The sequence below is a fragment of the Actinomyces ruminicola genome (genome assembly GCF_900103885.1).
GTDB lineage: Bacteria > Actinomycetota > Actinomycetes > Actinomycetales > Actinomycetaceae > Actinomyces > Actinomyces ruminicola.
The window spans coordinates 1-16,547 of the sequence record NZ_FNIM01000010.1; the positions used below are offsets into that span (position 1 = coordinate 1).

Below are 16,547 nucleotides of genomic sequence, written 5' to 3' on the forward strand. Positions count from 1 at the left end.
TGACGATTCATCACTTACGACGACGCCTCGTACCTTCCGGCGGACGCTTCCCGCCTTGACCCGACGGTTGTGCCGCCAGGTGCCGAACCGTCGGTGGAAGTGCCGAAGCATCGATGCCAACCGCCGAAGCGTCGAGGGAAGTGACGAACCGTCACCGAAGCCCACAAGCCGTCAAGCACACCAAGCGACAAGGCCGGGCCGGGCGCGACGCACTGACCGGGTGCCGAACGCCGAAGCCATGTTATGCCGACCGCGGTGTGCACCGTCGTCCGCCAGAGCAGCCTGACTCACTCCGGCTTGTGAGCCACCAGCGCGATGCCCATCATGTCGTGCTCATAGCGTTTGAAGGTGCGCCGCATGAGCATCACCCGCCGACGCAGCTCGGCGTCAGTGAGCACGTTGCGGGCGATGCGCGCAAAGCCGCCCAGGCCCTCGTCGTGCAGGTTGCGGCTGAGCTTGAGCAGGGCCATGGGGGCGGTGTCCACCCACTCGACCACGAGCCCGGCGCCCTCGAGCAACTGCCTCCAGGCGGCCGCAGTCATGGGGCGGGCATTGACGTGGATGGCGCGGGCCAGGTCCTTGCGCAACTCGGTGTAGCGGGCATCGTCGATGTCGTCCGGGACCACGCCGAGCTCATGGATGGCGTAGCGGCCGCCGGGGCGCAGCATCCGGGCCGCCTCTGCGGCGATCGCGGCCTTGGCCTTGTCACTCTGCATGGAGAGCATCGCCTCGCCGATCACGACGTCGGCGCTGGCGTCGGGCAGGCCGGTGCTCGCGGCCTCTCCCTGGCGGACGGTACCGTCATCGCCGACGACGGCAGCCACCCGCCGGGCAGCGTCGGGGTCCCGGTCGACGGCGGTGTATGAGGCCGGGGCGGCGGCGATGACCTCAGCGGCAGTGCGGCCCAGCCCGGGGGCCAGTTCGACGACGTCGGCGCCGGCCAGACGGGCGTGGCCGAGCATCGCGGTGGACAGGGCGGCCCCGCCGGGGCGCAGCACACGCTTGCCTGCCCGGGCGAGCACCCAGTGACCGGGCGCCGTCGCGACGGGGCGGTCGGCGTAGGGCAGGGGCGGTTCGGAGGAGTCGGCGGGCACGGCGGTAGGAGGCAGTCCGGTCATATACAGTAGTTTAGCCTCGCCTCACATACAGATCACCTGCGAGTAGCCCTCCATCCCACACATCTGATTCCTCGACATCGGCAGATGTTACGTACCGAGTTCGGTAGATGCGACGGCCTGTCGGCCGTCCACGCCCCCGTCACCGGCGTACCGGCGAGCAGGCCGTCGGCACAGGCCCGCGGCGATACGCACGGTGCCCGCAGGCCGCCTCGGAGGCTCACTCCTTGCGCTCAGCCCGCAGCGCCGAGTAACACAGCAGCGCGATGGCGAGGAACAGCTGGACAGTCATGATCGCCGTCGGGACCACAAGCGGTATTACCCCTGGCAAAACCGCCTGGAGCAGGAACAACACCGCCGAGTCGAAGCAGACGAATCCAAGCAGCAGGGTGGCCGGGGCGCTGGCGTACTGCACGGCGTACCAGTCCCCCTCGGAGCGGAACGCCTGCGGAGTGCGAGCACCGGCCCGAGAGTTGGGCAGAGCCTCACGGGCGCGATCGCCCCGGCGCCGTCACACGCGCGGGACGCGGTCCAGGGTGGGCTCGCCTACACGGGTGTCGGGGTACTCGCGCACGCGCTTGCGGCGGTGCATGGCCACGTAGTGGCGCTCGGTCTGGCCGCTGTACACCTGCCGGGGGCGGCCGATCCGCTTGGCCGAGTCGGCCATCATCTCCCGGTACTGGGCAATCCAGCCGGGCAGGCGCCCGAGCGCGAACAGCGGGGTGAACATCTTCGTGGGGAAGCCCATGGCCTGGTAGATCAGGCCGGTGTAGAAGTCGACATTCGGGTACAGGTTGCGGGAGATGAAGTAGTCGTCGGACAGGGCGACCTCCTCCAGCTCCATGGCAATCTCCAGCTTGCGGTCCCCGTCCTTGGAGCCCAGTCGGGTCAGCACCTCGTGCGCGGCGGCCTTGACCAGGGCGGCGCGCGGATCGTAGTTCTTGTAGACGCGGTGCCCGAAGCCCATCAGGCGCACGCCGTCCTCCTTGTTCTTGACCTTGCGGACGAACTCGGTGGTGCTCATGCCCTCGGACTGGATGGTGTCAAGCATGCGCAGCACGGCCTCGTTGGCGCCGCCGTGCAGCGGCCCGGACAGGGCGCCGACGCCGGCGGCCACGGAGGCGTACATGTTGGCGTCGGAGGAGCCGACCAGCCGCACGGTGGAGGTGGAGCAGTTCTGCTCGTGGTCGGCGTGCAGGATCAGCAGCATGTCCAGGGCCCGCACCACGGTGGGGTCGATGTCGCTGGCCTGGTAGGGCATGCCGAAGGTCATGTTGAGGAAGTCCTCGACGTAACCGCGCTTGGGGTCGGGGTACAGCAGCGGCAGCCCGATGGCGCGGCGAGCGATGTAGCTGATCATCGTCGGCATCTTGCTCAGCAGCAGGACGGTGGCCAGCTCGGTCTCGTAGGGGTCGTGCGGGTTGAGGGTGTCCTCGTAGTAGGTGGCCAGGCCGGCGATGCCCGCCTGGAGGATCGCCATGGGGTGCCCGGAGGAGGGGAAGGAGGTGAAGAAGCTGCGGAAGTCCTCGTGCAGGAGGCGGTGGCGGCCGATGCGCCGCTGAAAACGCTCGAAGGTATCCGGGTCGGGCAGCTCCCCGTTGATCAGCAGGTAGGCGACCTCCAGGAAGGTGGAGGACTTGGCCAGCTCCTCGATCGGGTAGCCGCGGTAGCGCAGGATGCCGGCGGCGCCGTCGATGTAGGTGATCTCGGAGGTGCACGCGGCAGTGTTGGTGAAGCCGGGATCGAGCGTGACCAGGCCCGTGGTCCCCAGCAGCTTGCCGATCACGAGTCCGTCCGCGCCGTCGGTGGCCAGCGCGCGCGGCAGTTCCAGGCTCGTCTCGCCGATGGTGAGCATCCCGGGGGTGTCCTGGGCGCTGAGGTCGGTGGGCGTTTCGGTCATGAGTGTCTCCTTGCTGGCGACGGCGGGCCGCGGGCGCGTACCCCGGACCTGTCTGTCGGGAACCATACCGGCAGGCGGGCGTCGTCGTCGCCCCGGGCCGTTCTCCCCGCCGAGAACCGACCGCGTCCGAGTCCCCCCGCCCCGTCAGCCGACGAACAGCGCGGCCGCCTCGGGAGCATGCAGGCGGCGCACGGCGGCGGCCACCCGCTCGTCGGTGTCGGTCAGGGACATGCGCACGTGCCCGGCGCCCGCCTGCCCGTAGAAGTCCCCGGGGGCGACGACGATCCCCAGCTCGGCGAAGGCGCCCACCAGGTCCCAGGCGCTCATGGAGCCCGGCCCGCTCAGCCACAGGTACAGGCCGGCGACCGAGTCGGGGTCATTAGCCAGGCCGACGGCGGCGGTAGCCTCCAGCAGCGCCTCGCGCCGGGCCCGGTAGACGGCCTGCTGCGCGGCCACGTGCGCGTCGTCGGCGAGGGTGGCGGCCAGGGCGGCCTGGACGGGTGCCGGCGGGAGCATGCCGGTGTGGCGGCGCACCTCGGTGACGGCGGCGACAAGGTTCGGGTCGCCGGCCAGGAAGGCGGCGCGGTACCCGGCGAGGTTGGACTGCTTGGACAGGGAGTACAGGGCCAGCAGGCCGGTGAGGTCCGGCTCGCCGTCGGGGCCCACGCCGACCACCCGGGGGTCGAGCAGGCTGGGCACGCCGTCGCCGGCCCAGGGTTCCGCCCAGGCGAGTTCGGCGTAGCACTCGTCCGAGAGGACGACGACGCCGCGCGCCCGCGCCCAGGCGACGATGCGGGCGAGCTGGTCGACGGCGAGGACGTGCCCGTCGGGATTGCCGGGGCTGTTGAGCCAGATGGCGCTGAGCCGGCCGTCGGGCAGCTCCCAGGTGTCGGGGTCGGCGGAGGTGTCCACGGGGACGGGGGTGGCGCCGACCAGGCGGGCGCCGACGTCGTAGGTGGGGTAGGCGGCGCGCGGGTGGGCGATGAGGTCGCCGGGGCGGGCGCCGAGCTGGAGGGGCAGCTGCGCCACGGACTCCTTGGAGCCGATGGTGGGGATGACGCCGGCGTCGCTCAGGCCCTGCACGCCGCGGCGACGGCGCATCCAGTCGATGATGGCGGCGCGCACCTGCACCGTGCCGTCGGCGGGCGGGTAGCCGGGGGCGTTCGCGGCCGCGGTCAGGGCCTCCCGGGCGACGGCGGGGCTGGGGTCGACCGGAGTGCCGATCGACAGGTCGACGACGCCGTCGGGGTGCTGGGCGGCGCGCTGCCGGTAGGGGCGCAAGGAGTGCCAGGGGAAGTCGGGCAGGGCGAGCGGGCGGGGCAGGGCGGGGGCCGGACTGGGGACGGTGGGCGTGGAGGCGTTCACACCACCATTTTGGTACGTTCTCGCGTTCACAGCAGCGCTCTGGCGAACCGCGGCGTGAGGCGCCTCATCTTCCAACGCCCCTCAAACACTTGCTACATCTACCACATCTACTACATTTTTCGCAGGCGGAGCGGCACCTGCCGCCCGCCAGAGGCGACCCGATGGCAATCAAGATCAGCACCGTGACAACTGTTAACGCCGTCTCCATCGACGAGCAGAGTATGGATGTCCTGCTCGATGCCGCCCACAACCTCCCCCCAGGGCTCGCCGCTGGCAATCCTGTTGGAGAACATGTTGGCCGCCCTGCGCAACGGCGTCGATGTTGCGTCACTCAGCCTCGATCGTCCAGTCACCCCTAATCAGGCGGCAACAGCTCTAGGGATGAGCCGTCCGAGCGTGTACAAGCTCATGGACTCCGGCCTCTTGAAGTTCCACTATGTCGGCAAGGACCGCCGCATACCGGCGGCTGCCCTGATCGACTATCTCGACCGTCGAGAGCGTGCCAGTGCGCAGATGGCGGAGGACCTTGCCAACCGTGACCGCACCATCGCCCAGGCGGTGGACGCGATTGCACCGCTCTCGGCCGAGCAGATCGCCGAGCTCAAGGAGCTCTGAGTTGCTCGCCTTGCGGCGTGTGTTGCTACCGCAGCCGCTCGGCCACGAGGCGAGCAACCGGCAACCTTGCCTCACAGTCCTTGCACACGGGCAGTCCCTCGTCGCACCTGACGACGAACCCCTCCCCGCATAGGCCGCGCACAGCACGCCCTTCCACTGCGCTTTCAGCAATCAGATCTTTGCGGGCGCAGTGAAGGTGGGTGGGCCGAAGACGTTCACCGAGAGACGTCTCCGCCATCACTGCCACCGCAATCGTTGACGAGAAGGTCGTTGATCGCGCGAACGCATCCAGTCCCGGTTCTTCCCGCTGCACCCTGAGCTCACTGCTGCGGTCATCCGCCACCGCCACAGCGCCAACCGCTCCAATGATCGTCGCGAGCGTCTGCACACGCCACTGACGGATTCCAGCTCGAACCTGCTCCCGTTTACGGAGAGCCAAGTCCACGGGACGGGCGTCCAATCATGCTCCTGTGCGGCACCGAGCCGCCTGGCGACGGTCGAGTGGAATCGGTCGTGCCGCTGCGCGTAGACAATCCAGCCGACACCTTCGTCGTCAACGATCATGGCCCCGCGCCATGCCGCACCTTCGCGGGTGCGCAGCTCGAAAACAGGCCTGCCAGCAGCGGCAGTAGCGGTGACGTGCCGCTCTGCTCCGTGGGCGAGTGCTTTCTTACCGGCCTCTATCAGCGGGTGCGGAAGTAGGCTGATATCGACGTCGGCGAGACCCTCCCACCGAGACCGACGGATCGCATCCGGGATCGAGCCGTTGTATGACTCAGCGGGCAGCGCCTTGAGTGTTCTCACGGCCGGACGAACCTCGCACGTGTCACCTGCCAAGGGTCAGGGAACTGCCATTGATATTGCGAGCATCTTACGCCCGGTCTCGGCCGCAGGCGTTTAGTCCGGCCGCAGCAGCCACTTCTACCGATTTCGGCACGTGACTTCTACCGATCTCGGCGGGGTGGGGCGGCTCCAGTGGCTCAGCGGCTCAGTAGCCGTTGGCGGCCCTCCAGTCCTCGTTCTGGGGGCCCAGGGCGGCGATCATGGGGTCGTCGTAGTCCTGCGGGCCGACGTTCTGGGCGCCGCCCGGGGAGCCCAGGCCCTTCAGCGAGAAGAAGTCGATGTTCGCCCGGGTGTAGTCCTCCCACTCCTCGGGCACGTCGTCCTCGTAGAAGATCGCCTCGGTGGGGCACACCGGCTCGCAGGCGCCGCAGTCGACGCACTCGTCGGCGTTGATGTACAGGCTGCGCGCGCCCTCGTAGATGCAGTCGACCGGACACTCATCCACGCACGCACGGTCCTTGACGTCCACGCAGGGCTGGGCGATCACGTAGGTCATTGACTGCTTCCTCTCTGTCTTCGGGTGAGCCACGTTGGGGTCGCGGCCTGACGCAGCTGCCTCCCAGTATCGCTCCGCCGCGGCGCCGATCCCAATAGTTGTGCAAGGTGTCAGCAAGCACGCCGGATTCTCCCGGCCGCGCGGGCGCCTTTGCGTCACGCAAAGGGTGCGAATTGCGCGGGGCGACGGTGTGCCCGGCTCGCCGCCCCGGTGCGGCTCAGTTGCACACCACGGGGTTGTCGGAGTCGTAGGCGGTGGTGAGGACGTCGTCGGGCAGGCGCTCGCCGTCGTGGGTGCGGGCGCGGGTGACGGTGACGTCGAAGCCCTGCGTGCCGCCGCCGTAGGGCTCACAGCCCGGCCCGGAGCTGTGCACGGTGGCGTAGGGGCGGTAGTTGGTGTGCTCCCCCTCGGTGATGGTGACCTCGTAGTAGGGGGTGGACCACAGCCGCACGTGCACCTCCCCGTCGCCGGCCCAGGCCTGCACCAGCACCGCGTATGGGGTGGAGTTGCGCCACTTGACGTCCTTGACACCGGTCCAGATGGTGGCCTCGCGGCCGGCCGGGTAGCGGGTGAACCAGTAGGTGTGGGGCCAGTGCTCCACATCGTCCATGCCGGCCTCGAAGCCGGCGTTGAACACGGTGGTGCCCACCTGGGACAGGCCGCCGCCCATGGCGTCGGTGTGCTGCCCGTCGGTGACGACGCCGGCGTAGGTGTAGCCGTGCTCGAGGTCCACCGGGCCCAGGGCGTCGGTGGTGGAGAAGGTCTCCCCCGGCGCCACCAGGGTGCCGTTGATCATCTCGGTGCCGCGCTGGAGGTTCTGGTCGCGCCCGTACTGGGAGACGTATGGGGTGGAGAACTCGCCGACGACCTCGACGATCCCCCACTCGCCCTCGGCGGTGGTGACCTCCGGCTGCAGGACGGTGATGGGTGCGGTCACGATGCGGTCGCCGTCGCTGTCGGTGCCGGCGGCCAGGACCGCCTCGGCCAGGGCGGCGGGGTCGATGCCCGTGCCGGTGGCGGAGGGGTGGTAGACGGGCTTGGCGGCGGCGGCCGTCTCGGGGGTCCCGTCGATGGTCCAGGTGGCGTCGGTGGCGGGGGTCTCGATCCCCTCCCCCAGGGCGGCGACGACGGCGTCGTGCAGCGCGTCGGCATCCAGGGCGGCGCTCAGGGTGCCGTCGGGGGCGGAGATGACGGTCATGGCGGCCAGCGCCGCCGGGGTCAGGACGGCGTCGTCCGCGGCCGCGTCGGCGGCGCTGGTGCCGGCGGCGGTGACGGTGATGTCGTCGGACAGCAGCGGGGTCAGGACGGTGTCGATGAAGTCCTGGGCGTCGGCATCGGTGACCGCCGGATTGGCGGTGCCCGAGGCGAGGCCGATGGTGGTCTCTCCCAGTGGCCAGGCGTCGGTCAGGGCGGTCACGCTCGCCGCCACGTCCAACCCGGCGCCGACCGCGCCGGGGGTGAGCACGGGGGTGGTGCCGTCCAGGGTGACGACGGCGTCGGCGACCCCGGTGGCGAGCGTGTCCAGGCGGGCGTTCAGGGCGGTGGTGAGGGCGTCGGCGTCCACGTCCACGACGGCGTCGACGGCGGTTCCGGTCAGGCGCCGCACCAGGGTGACGGGGCTCAGGGAGGGGCCGGTGAGCCGGTCGACGCTCGCGGCGGCGTCCACGCTCACGCCGGAGCGCGCGGGGACCAGCTCATCGGTGGCGTCGTCGACGGTGAGGGTGACCGGCTGCTGAAGCACGGTGCCGAGCGCGTCATCGACGGCGGCGACCGCCTGGGCGCGGGTCATGCCGGACACGTCCACGCCGGAGACGGTCGAGCCGGGGGCCAGCGTGCGCGTGGTCGCCCAGGCCAGTCCCAGCCAGGCGATGACCGCAGCGGTGCCGAGTACGGCCAGCAGCGGGCGCACGAGTGTGCGGGCGCCCCGGGCGCCGGGCACGGCGGGTACCGCGGCCGGGTCGGCGGAGTCGGGGACGGCGTCGGCGGGCGTGCCCGCGGTGGTGCGGGCGCCGGCGTCGGGCGGGGTCTGGCTCATTGGCGCGTCTCCGGGTGGAGCGGTGAGAACCCGGCGCCTCAGGCGCCGGCGCGCCGGCGGCGGGCGGCGTCCTTGAAGCGCTCCTGGGAGTCGAGGATGACCTTGCGGATGCGCACGGCGTCCGGGGTCACCTCCACGCACTCGTCGTCGGAGGCGAACTCGAGGGCCTCCTCCAGGGTGAGGCGGCGCGGCGGGGTGAGCGCCTCGTAGACGTCGGCGGTGGAGGAGCGCATGTTGGTCTGCTGCTTCTCGCGCACCACGTTGACGTCCATGTCCTCGTCCCGGGGGTTCTCCCCCACGACCTGGCCCTCGTAGGTCTCCTGCCCGGGCTCGACGAAGAAGGTGCCGCGGTCCTGCAGGCGGATGAGGGCGTAGGCGGTGACGGCGCCGGCACGGTCGGACACCAGGGAGCCGGTGGTGCGGGAGGTGATCGGTCCCGCCCAGGGCTCGTAGCCCTCGGCGATGGAGGAGGCGATGCCGGTGCCGCGGGTCTCGGTGAGGAACTGGGTGCGCCAGCCGATCAGGCCGCGGGCGGGCACCAGGAACTCCATGCGGATCCAGCCGGTGCCGTGGTTGGCCATGGTCTCCATGCGGCCCTTGCGGGCGGCCATGAGCTGGGTGACGGCGCCCAGGTGCTCCTCGGGCACGTCGATGGTCATGCGCTCGACCGGCTCGTGGCGCTTGCCGTCGATCATCTTGGTGACCACCTGCGGCTTGCCGACGGTCAGCTCGAAGCCCTCGCGGCGCATCTGCTCCACCAGGATGGCCAGCGCCAGCTCGCCGCGGCCCTGCACCTCCCAGGCGTCGGGGCGGGAGGTGGGCAGCACCCGCAGGGAGACGTTGCCGACCAGCTCGCGGTCCAGGCGGTCCTTGACCTGCCGGGCGGTTACCTTGGCGCCCTTGGTGCGGCCCGCCATCGGGGAGGTGTTGATGCCGATGGTCATGGAGATGGCGGGGTCGTCCACCTTGATCAGCGGCAGGGGCCGCGGGTCCTCGGGGTCCACCAGGGACTCGCCGATGGTGATGTCCTCAATGCCGGCGACGGCAACGATGTCACCGGCGTGGGCCTCCTCGGCGGGCTTCCGCTCCAGGCCCTCGGTGACCAGCAGCTCGGAGACGCGGGCGGAGGTGAGGGAGCCGTCGTGGCGGGCCCAGCCGACGGTCTGGCCCTTGCGCAGGGTGCCGGCGTGGATGCGCAGCAGGGCGAGCCGGCCCAGGAACGGGGAGGCGTCCAGGTTGGTCACGTGTGCCTGCAGGGGGGCGGACTCGTCGTAGGAGGGGCCAGGGATGCGCTCGATGATGGTGCGGAACAGGGGCTCGAGGTTCTTGGAGGCGGGCAGCTCACCGTCGGCGGGCTTGACGGTGTCGGCGCGGCGGGCCTTGGCGGAGGCGTACACCACGGGTACGTCCAGCACGGCGTCGAGGTCGATGTCCGGGTGCTCGTCGGCCAGGTCGGAAGCGAGCGAGAGCAGCAGGTCGGTGGTCTCGGAGACGACCTCGTCCAGGCGGGAGTCGGGGCGGTCCACCTTGTTGACCACCAGGATCACGGGCAGGCTCGCCGCCAGGGCCTTGCGCAGTACGAAGCGCGTCTGCGGCAGGGGGCCCTCGGAGGCGTCCACGAGCAGCAGCACGCCGTCCACCATGGACAGACCACGCTCGACCTCGCCGCCGAAGTCGGCGTGGCCGGGGGTGTCGATCACGTTGATGGTGATGCCGGCGGGCAGTCCCGCGTCGACGGCGGCGGGGCCGGCGTAGTGGACGGCGGTGTTCTTGGCGAGGATGGTGATGCCCTTCTCGCGCTCCAGCTCGCCGGAGTCCATGACGCGTTCGCCGGTGTTGTCCTGGGTGGCGCGGTTGCCGAGGGCACCGGCCTCCCAGAGCATCGCGTCGACAAGCGTGGTCTTGCCGTGGTCGACGTGGGCGACAATGGCGACGTTGCGCAGGTCCTGGCGCACGGTCATATGGGCTGATTCCTCCCCTAGGCAAGCGCCCGCGGGCGCACAAACTCAGCAAGGGTACCGCCGCGCGGGGCGACGGGCCATGACAGGCGCGACATGCCGCCTGTGCGGCCGCTCACCCATGTCTCCCAGTGTCCCGACGGCGAGCGGGACGGCGGCCGCTTCCCTCACCGACGCGAGCCGGATACAGGCCGGGAACCGCCCGGGACGCCGCCGACCGCCCGGCGTCCCGGCGGCTCAGAGGGCAAGGAGGACAACGGCAAGCAGGAACACGATGGCGGCGGTAGCAGCCATGGGAGCCCGATCCCAGCGGCCGGTGGGAACCCGAGCGAGCGCAGCCGAAGACGGGTTGTTCTGGCCGCCGGAGTCGACGGGAGCCGTAGGCTCGGCAGGCAGCTTGCCGAGGCGCTGGGCACGGCGCCGCAGCCTACGGGTAAGCGCCAGGTACTCGGTGCGGGCGGCACGGTAGAGCTCGATCAGGTGGGCCGCGTCGGCAGCGTCCATGTGGGTGCGGTAAGTGGGACACTCGGCACTCACCGCGTCCTCGGACGGGTCGGTGACCGTGGCGGTCACGTATGCCTCATCCACGCGCACAGCGCGGCGCTCGTGCCGCACGGCGGTGAGCACCCCGCCGCGCTGGCACGCGGACACGGTCACGTTGCTGGCGGGGGCATCCGATCCGAGTTCCAAGACGAGTCCCCAGCGGGTACGGGTGCCGCGCAGCGACTCCCAGGGGATGCGATGGCTGCGGAAGGCGTTGCGTACCTCGATCTCGTCCTCTGCCACCACTGCTTGCGGACGCCACCACAGCAGCCAGACCGCGAGGACAACGACTGCGGCCACCACCAGCGCCTTCAGGCCGTTTCCATAGCCGTCGGCGAGCCAGATGACCATGACCGGGTAGAGGCAGGCAAGCGCAACCAAGACGGTCCCGATCCGGCCGGCCAGCGAGCGCAGGATGATGGTGGGCACTCCCCCATCCTGCCTCATCATCTCCGGTGAGTCCGCAGCACAAGCGGCGGTGCCTACTTCGACCAATTGGTCGAAGTAGGCACCGCCGACGAAACCCGCATTAGCCGGAATGGCTACGGGAACGTCCCCAAAGCCGTTCCGCTGCCGGGATCGACTCGAGGTCTCGTAGTGCCGCTCAAAAAACGCTGCGGCCGGAATCACTCAGCCATGTAGCCGACGTCCTCCGCCCGCGCGGTGGACAGGCCGAACGCACCGTAGTTGGCGAGCTTCTTCGGCACGGCGCGGTAGTCGACGCGCGAGTAGATCGGGGTGACAGTGGCCAGCTCCCATATCTTGGCGTCGGCCTGGTTGGCCAGCTCGATGCGCTTGTCCGGATCGGCCTCGGTGGCCACCTGGCCGATGAGCTCCTGCAGCTCCGGATCGGATACGCGGGAGTAGTTGGAGGCCGAGCCCTCGCCGTAGATCTGGCCGATGTTGGCCATGGGGTACTGGGTGCCCTGCCAGGCGAAGGCCGTAATCTCGAATTGGCCATCGTGGAGGCGGGCGAAGAAGTCATTGGGGTTGGTGTCATCCATGACAATCTCCACACCGATCGCCGCCATATTGGCCTGCAGGATGCGCCCCTCGGTGGCAGAGGTGGAGATGTCAGGCATGCGCAGGTACTTGATGGAGAGCTTCTGCCCGTCCTTCTCGCGGAACTCGGCACCATCGGCCAGGGTCCAGCCGGCGGCCTCAAGATCAGCCGCGGCGGCCTCCGGGTCATAGGCGTACTCCCCGGTGTTGTCCACGTAACCATCGTTGTAGGGCATGAACAGGTGGTTGCCGAGCTGGACCTGGGAGGCCGGCACCGGCAGACCCTGCAAGTCGCCCTCGGAGATCGTGAGGCGGTCCATGCCCTTGACCAGGGCCTGACGCACAGCCTGGTCGGCCAGGACGCCGGAGGAGCCGTTCATCGTGAAGTGACGCCACTGCAGGCCCGCCGCCTGGCGGATCTCGCCGTCGGCGCGCTGTCCGCACTGCTCGTAGGTGGCGGCGTCGATAATCGGGAAGACGTAGTCGATCTCGTTGTTGCCGAAGGCGGTACCGAGCTGGGAGGAGTCCATGGCCCGAAGGGTGATCTTGTCCAGCAGCGGGGCGTCGCCCCACCAGTTCGGGTTGGGCTCCAGGGTGAGAAGCTGCTTGGCGGAGTCGGCGTCCGTTACCAGGTAGGGCCCGGTCCAGTAGTCGGTGACGGAGGCATCGGTCCAGGAGGAGAAGACCTCCGCATCGGTGGTCAGGGCGGCGGGGATGATGCCGGGATCGGAGAAAACCATGGACCAATCAGGGAAGACGGCGTCGAAAGTGGTGATCACCTCGAACTTGTCGGCGCCGGCCTCAATGGACTCGATGTGGTCCCAGCCGTCGGTGGACGCGACCACGGCGTTGAAGTCTTCGTTCTTACCGTTGCAGGCCTGCCAGCAGCCCTGGTAGTCAGCCACCTGAATGGGCTCGCCACTGTTCCACTTGGCCTCGGGGTTGAGGTGCATGGTGACAACGGTCTTGCCGTCCACTTCCTCCTCGGTGTAGTCGAGGCAGAAGTTAGTGTTCACCTCGAAGGTGCCGTCTTCGTTGTAGATCCAGTTCCGCACGCCGGTGAAGCCCTGCAGGGTGGTGCCGTTGTCCCCCACGTTGCCATCAATGTGCAGCGGATTGTAGTTGGGGATCATGGCATCGATCGGGATACGGAATTCGCCGCCCTGCTGCAGGGCGGAGCGGTCCTGCGGATTGATGTCCGCGGCAGCCAGTTCCACCGCGCCGGCAGAGGCACTGGCGGATGAGGAGGACGAGCCCCCACCGCAGGCGGCCAGAGCCGCCAGGGCGGCCGCCGAGGCGGTGCCCGAGAGGAAGAGACGACGGTTGATCTGCATGGTGGTACTCCGTTTCTGGATCGGCTGAGCGGATTTGCTGAGCCTTTGCTGGCAAGCAGGGCGCGTGTCGCGCCCTGCAGCTGTGAAAACCATACGAGTGTTTTTGCACGTCAGGTGGGTATTCACTCCCAACTCGCACCAACCCGTACCCACTCGCAGGGGGACTCAGAACACGGTGGCGTGCTCCGAGTAGTGGCAAGCGGCCTGGTGGTCTTCCCCCATCAAGGCGAAATCGGGCAGCCGCGTCAGACATGCTTCCCGCTGCTCATCGTCGAGTTCATTTGCGAACTTGGGGCAGCGAGTGCGGAAGGGGCATCCCGAAGGCGGGTTGGCGGGCGAGGGCAAGTCGCCCTGCAAGATGATGCGGCGGCGCGTGCGCTCCTTGACCGGGTCCGGAATCGGAATGGCCGAGAGCAGCGCCTGCGTGTAGGGGTGGGCTGGTGCGGAGAACACGGCGTCGACGTCGCCGATCTCCACGATCCGTCCCAGGTACATGACCGCCACCCGGTCGGCGATGTGCCGCACCACGGACAAGTCGTGCGCCACGAACAGGTAGCTGAGCCCCAGGGTGGCACGCAGCTCGTCGAGCAGGTTGATCACGCCGGCCTGGATGGACACGTCCAGGGCGGAGACCGGCTCATCCAGCACCAGCAGGCTCGGCTCCAGGGCCAGCGCGCGGGCGATGCCGATGCGCTGGCGCTGCCCGCCGGAGAAGTTGCGCGGGTAGCGGTTGGCGTGGCTGGGCTCCAGGCCGACCAGCTCCATCAACTCGGCCACCCGCTCGGCGATCTCCCGTTTGGGACGTTTGAAGGCGCGCAGCGGCTCGGCAATCAGGTCGAACACCGGCAGGCGCGGGTCTAGTGATGCCATCGGATCCTGAAAGACGATCTGCACGTCCTGGCGCATCCGGCGGCGCTCGGCGCGGGAGAGCTCATCCGTCTGCTTGCCCAGCACCACGATTTTGCCGTTCTGAGGCGCTTTGAGGTCAAGTACCTCCAACAGGGTGGTGGTCTTGCCACAGCCGGACTCCCCCACCAGCGCCAGAGTCTCCCCCCTGCGCACGTCAAAGGACACATCCGCGACGGCGTGGACGGTACCCACACGGCGCTTGAACACGGCCCCCTTCATCAGCGGGAAATCCTTGACCAGGTCGGTAACTCGCAGGACCTCCTCACGCTGCGCGTGGGGCAGATCGAGGGCCTCCGGCGTCTTGAGCTTGGGCACCGGGAAGATGTCCCGGTAAGTCAGGTTCTCGGCCTCGATCTCCGGGAAGCGGCGGCAGGCGGACAGCTGCGGGCCCGCGGGGGCGTCGTCTACGGCATCGAGGCCGCCGTCGGGGCGCACCGGCACCAGGGCGGGCTCGCCTTCCAGGCAGGCGTCCTGCACCATGGGGCAGCGCGGCGCGAAGGGGCAGCCGCTGGGCTCGGCCAGCAGCGACGGCGGGTTGCCCTCCAGCGTGGCCAGGGCGGAATCCTTCTTGGCGTCCAGCCGAGGCAGCGCCCCGAGCAGGCCGATGGTGTAGGGCATGCGCGAGCGGTAGAACACGTCGTCGACGTCGCCGGACTCCACGATCCGGCCGGCATACATGACGCTGACGCGATCGGCCATGCCGGCCACGACCCCCAGATCATGGGTGATCATGATGACGCCGGCGCCGGTCTCCTGCTTGGCGGTGCGCAGCACGTCCAGGATCTGCGCCTGAATGGTCACGTCCAGCGCGGTGGTGGGCTCGTCGGCAATGATCAGGTCTGGGTCGTTGGCAATGGCGATCGCAATGACGGCGCGCTGCCGCATGCCGCCGGAGAACTCGTGCGGGTAGGCGTTGACGCGCACAGAAGGGTTGGGGATGCCCACCAGGTCCAGCAGCTCGATGGCGCGCCGGTTCGCGTCCTTGTCGGACATGCCGCGGTTATGGATCTTCAGTGCCTCCACGATCTGTCGGCCCACGGTGTAGACGGGGGTCAGGGCTGACAGCGGATCCTGGAACACCATGGATACCTGAGTGCCACGGATCTTGGACATGTAGGCGTCCGAGCGACCCAGCAACTCCGTTCCGTGCAGCTTCACGGAACCGGAAACAGCCGCAGACTCGTCCAGCAGCCCCATCACGGCGGTGGAGGTAACCGACTTGCCGGAGCCGGACTCACCGACAAGGGCGAGAACCTCGCCGCGGGCCAGTTCCAGGTTTACACCGCGTACGGCATGCACTACGCCGTCTTCGGACGGGAAGTTGACGCGCAGATCCCGCACCTCCAGCAGCGGAGCGACCGCCGCGGGGTCAGGCAGGGCGTCAGCATCGAATGCGGGGGTCTGCTTGCGGGAACGGCTCATGCCCTACCTCCAGACTTGGACGAGGCGTCGAGTGCGTCGCGCACGCCGTCGCCAATGAGGTTGACGCACACCAGCATGACGATCAGGACGACGGCGGGGGCGACGAAGGCCCAGGGGTAAACGGCGACGTCGCCCTGCGACTGCTGGATCAGCGTGCCCAGGGAGGTGTTCGGCGGCTTCACGCCGAAGCCGAAGTATGACAGGGTCGTCTCGCTCAGCACCGCGCTGGCGATGCCAAGCGTGGCGTCGATAATGATGTAGGAGGAGACGTTGGGCAGGATGTGACGGGCGATGATCCGCGGCGCACTGACTCCCATATAACGGGCAGCCGTCACGTACTCCATGTTCCGCACTGACAGCGTCATTGAGCGGATCACTCGAGCAGTGAGCATCCAGCCGAAGGCCGCCAGCAGGATGATGAACAGCGGGATGGAGCCCTTGGACTGGCCGGACACCGACTGAGAGACGATGGCGATGATCAGGAAGGAGGGCACCACCAGCAGCAGGTCAATGACCCACAGGGCAGCCTTGTCGAACCACCCGCCGAAGTAGGCGGCGGCACTGCCGACGATGGCGGCGACACCGGTCTGAATCGCGGCCACGCTCAAGCCGATGATGAGCGACTTGCGCAGGCCCTCGATCACCATGGCGAACACGTCCGAGCCGTCCTTGGTGGTGCCCAGCCAATGGTCAGCGTTCGGAGCCACGTGGAAGGCGAGGAAGTCGGGCTCGGTGTAGTGGTAGCGGGCGATGTGCGGGCCGATGATGGCCAGCAGCACGATCAGCCCGAAGCCCACCAGCCCACCGACGGCGCTCTTGTTGCGGAAGAAGCGACGTCGCAGGATCTGCCCCCGAGTCAGCCGGGCCGCCTGCGCGGCAGAGTCGGCCGTTTCCGGCGCATTGCCGGGGATGGCGGTCTCCAGCGAGGCGCCGGGCGCGGAGTCGGGCCCGATGGCGGAGTCCGGACGGTTGGAGGCGCGACTTCCGGGGACTGTTGAGTTGCCGGTCAT

General features: G+C 69.1%; 13 protein-coding genes. 1 reads left to right on the forward strand and 12 read right to left on the reverse strand.

The window, feature by feature from the left end; translation table 11 throughout:
* Positions 1 to 287 precede the first annotated feature (287 nt).
* From BLR49_RS08680 to dapC, 4 genes are all read right to left on the reverse strand, one after another.
* Positions 288 to 1,118 carry a class I SAM-dependent methyltransferase gene (locus BLR49_RS08680; protein ID WP_092536499.1) on the reverse strand — a complete coding sequence of 277 codons (831 nt, stop codon included), beginning with the start codon at positions 1,116 to 1,118 and terminating at the stop codon, positions 288 to 290.
* Positions 1,119 to 1,335: 217 nt separating this feature from the next.
* A complete protein-coding gene (locus BLR49_RS08685) occupies positions 1,336 to 1,530 on the reverse strand; it encodes a hypothetical protein (RefSeq protein ID WP_092536502.1) in 195 nt (64 codons plus the stop codon).
* Between the two features lie 96 nt (positions 1,531 to 1,626).
* The gene (locus BLR49_RS08690) at positions 1,627 to 3,015 is read right to left on the reverse strand and encodes a citrate synthase (protein WP_092536505.1); all 1,389 of its coding nucleotides are present in this window, start codon (positions 3,013 to 3,015) and stop codon (positions 1,627 to 1,629) included.
* A gap of 144 nt (positions 3,016 to 3,159) precedes the next feature.
* Positions 3,160 to 4,380 carry a succinyldiaminopimelate transaminase gene (gene dapC / locus BLR49_RS08695; protein WP_092536508.1) on the reverse strand — a complete coding sequence of 407 codons (1,221 nt, stop codon included), beginning with the start codon at positions 4,378 to 4,380 and terminating at the stop codon, positions 3,160 to 3,162.
* 237 nt (positions 4,381 to 4,617) lie between these two features.
* Between dapC and BLR49_RS08700 the strand changes: the two genes are divergently transcribed.
* Complete coding sequence (locus BLR49_RS08700) at positions 4,618 to 4,995, forward strand: helix-turn-helix domain-containing protein (protein WP_176765825.1); 378 nt, start codon at positions 4,618 to 4,620, stop codon at positions 4,993 to 4,995.
* A gap of 25 nt (positions 4,996 to 5,020) precedes the next feature.
* Here BLR49_RS08700 and BLR49_RS13970 read toward each other — a convergent pair whose 3' ends face one another.
* The 8 genes from BLR49_RS13970 to BLR49_RS08740 form a co-directional block, all read right to left on the reverse strand.
* A complete protein-coding gene (locus BLR49_RS13970) occupies positions 5,021 to 5,233 on the reverse strand; it encodes a DUF3039 domain-containing protein (protein ID WP_143013735.1) in 213 nt (70 codons plus the stop codon).
* A 750-nt stretch (positions 5,234 to 5,983) separates the two neighbouring features.
* The gene (gene fdxA / locus BLR49_RS08710; RefSeq protein ID WP_092536517.1) at positions 5,984 to 6,334 is read right to left on the reverse strand and encodes a ferredoxin; all 351 of its coding nucleotides are present in this window, start codon (positions 6,332 to 6,334) and stop codon (positions 5,984 to 5,986) included.
* Positions 6,335 to 6,551: 217 nt separating this feature from the next.
* The gene (locus BLR49_RS08715; RefSeq protein ID WP_092536520.1) at positions 6,552 to 8,369 is read right to left on the reverse strand and encodes a VanW family protein; all 1,818 of its coding nucleotides are present in this window, start codon (positions 8,367 to 8,369) and stop codon (positions 6,552 to 6,554) included.
* 38 nt (positions 8,370 to 8,407) lie between these two features.
* Positions 8,408 to 10,330, reverse strand: coding sequence for a translational GTPase TypA (typA, locus tag BLR49_RS08720; protein WP_092536523.1), 1,923 nt, complete (start codon positions 10,328 to 10,330; stop codon positions 8,408 to 8,410).
* Positions 10,331 to 10,564: 234 nt separating this feature from the next.
* On the reverse strand, positions 10,565 to 11,299 hold the full coding sequence (locus BLR49_RS08725) for a PH domain-containing protein (RefSeq protein ID WP_176765826.1): 735 nt from the start codon (positions 11,297 to 11,299) through the stop codon (positions 10,565 to 10,567).
* Between the two features lie 197 nt (positions 11,300 to 11,496).
* Complete coding sequence (locus tag BLR49_RS08730; RefSeq protein ID WP_176765827.1) at positions 11,497 to 13,206, reverse strand: ABC transporter family substrate-binding protein; 1,710 nt, start codon at positions 13,204 to 13,206, stop codon at positions 11,497 to 11,499.
* A 165-nt stretch (positions 13,207 to 13,371) separates the two neighbouring features.
* The gene (locus BLR49_RS08735; RefSeq protein ID WP_092536532.1) at positions 13,372 to 15,537 is read right to left on the reverse strand and encodes a dipeptide ABC transporter ATP-binding protein; all 2,166 of its coding nucleotides are present in this window, start codon (positions 15,535 to 15,537) and stop codon (positions 13,372 to 13,374) included.
* Entirely contained in the window at positions 15,534 to 16,547 is a 1,014-nt protein-coding gene (locus tag BLR49_RS08740) for an ABC transporter permease (protein ID WP_092536534.1), read from the reverse strand. The genes BLR49_RS08735 and BLR49_RS08740 overlap by 4 nt, the downstream gene beginning before the upstream one ends.

What these genes read in the sequence shown, in the direction of transcription:
- fdxA (WP_092536517.1), bottom strand. Translation starts at nt 6,334, where the DNA reads ATGACCTACGTGATCGCCCAGCCCTGCGTGGACGTCAAGGACCGTGCG.
- BLR49_RS08690 (WP_092536505.1), bottom strand. Translation starts at nt 3,015, where the DNA reads ATGACCGAAACGCCCACCGACCTCAGCGCCCAGGACACCCCCGGGATG.
- BLR49_RS08700 (WP_176765825.1), top strand. Translation starts at nt 4,618, where the DNA reads ATGCCGCCCACAACCTCCCCCCAGGGCTCGCCGCTGGCAATCCTGTTG.
- typA (WP_092536523.1), bottom strand. Translation starts at nt 10,330, where the DNA reads ATGACCGTGCGCCAGGACCTGCGCAACGTCGCCATTGTCGCCCACGTC.
- BLR49_RS08735 (WP_092536532.1), bottom strand. Translation starts at nt 15,537, where the DNA reads ATGAGCCGTTCCCGCAAGCAGACCCCCGCATTCGATGCTGACGCCCTG.
- BLR49_RS08715 (WP_092536520.1), bottom strand. Translation starts at nt 8,369, where the DNA reads ATGAGCCAGACCCCGCCCGACGCCGGCGCCCGCACCACCGCGGGCACG.
- BLR49_RS08740 (WP_092536534.1), bottom strand. Translation starts at nt 16,547, where the DNA reads ATGACCGGCAACTCAACAGTCCCCGGAAGTCGCGCCTCCAACCGTCCG.
- BLR49_RS08730 (WP_176765827.1), bottom strand. Translation starts at nt 13,206, where the DNA reads ATGCAGATCAACCGTCGTCTCTTCCTCTCGGGCACCGCCTCGGCGGCC.
- BLR49_RS13970 (WP_143013735.1), bottom strand. Translation starts at nt 5,233, where the DNA reads ATGGCGGAGACGTCTCTCGGTGAACGTCTTCGGCCCACCCACCTTCAC.
- BLR49_RS08680 (WP_092536499.1), bottom strand. Translation starts at nt 1,118, where the DNA reads ATGACCGGACTGCCTCCTACCGCCGTGCCCGCCGACTCCTCCGAACCG.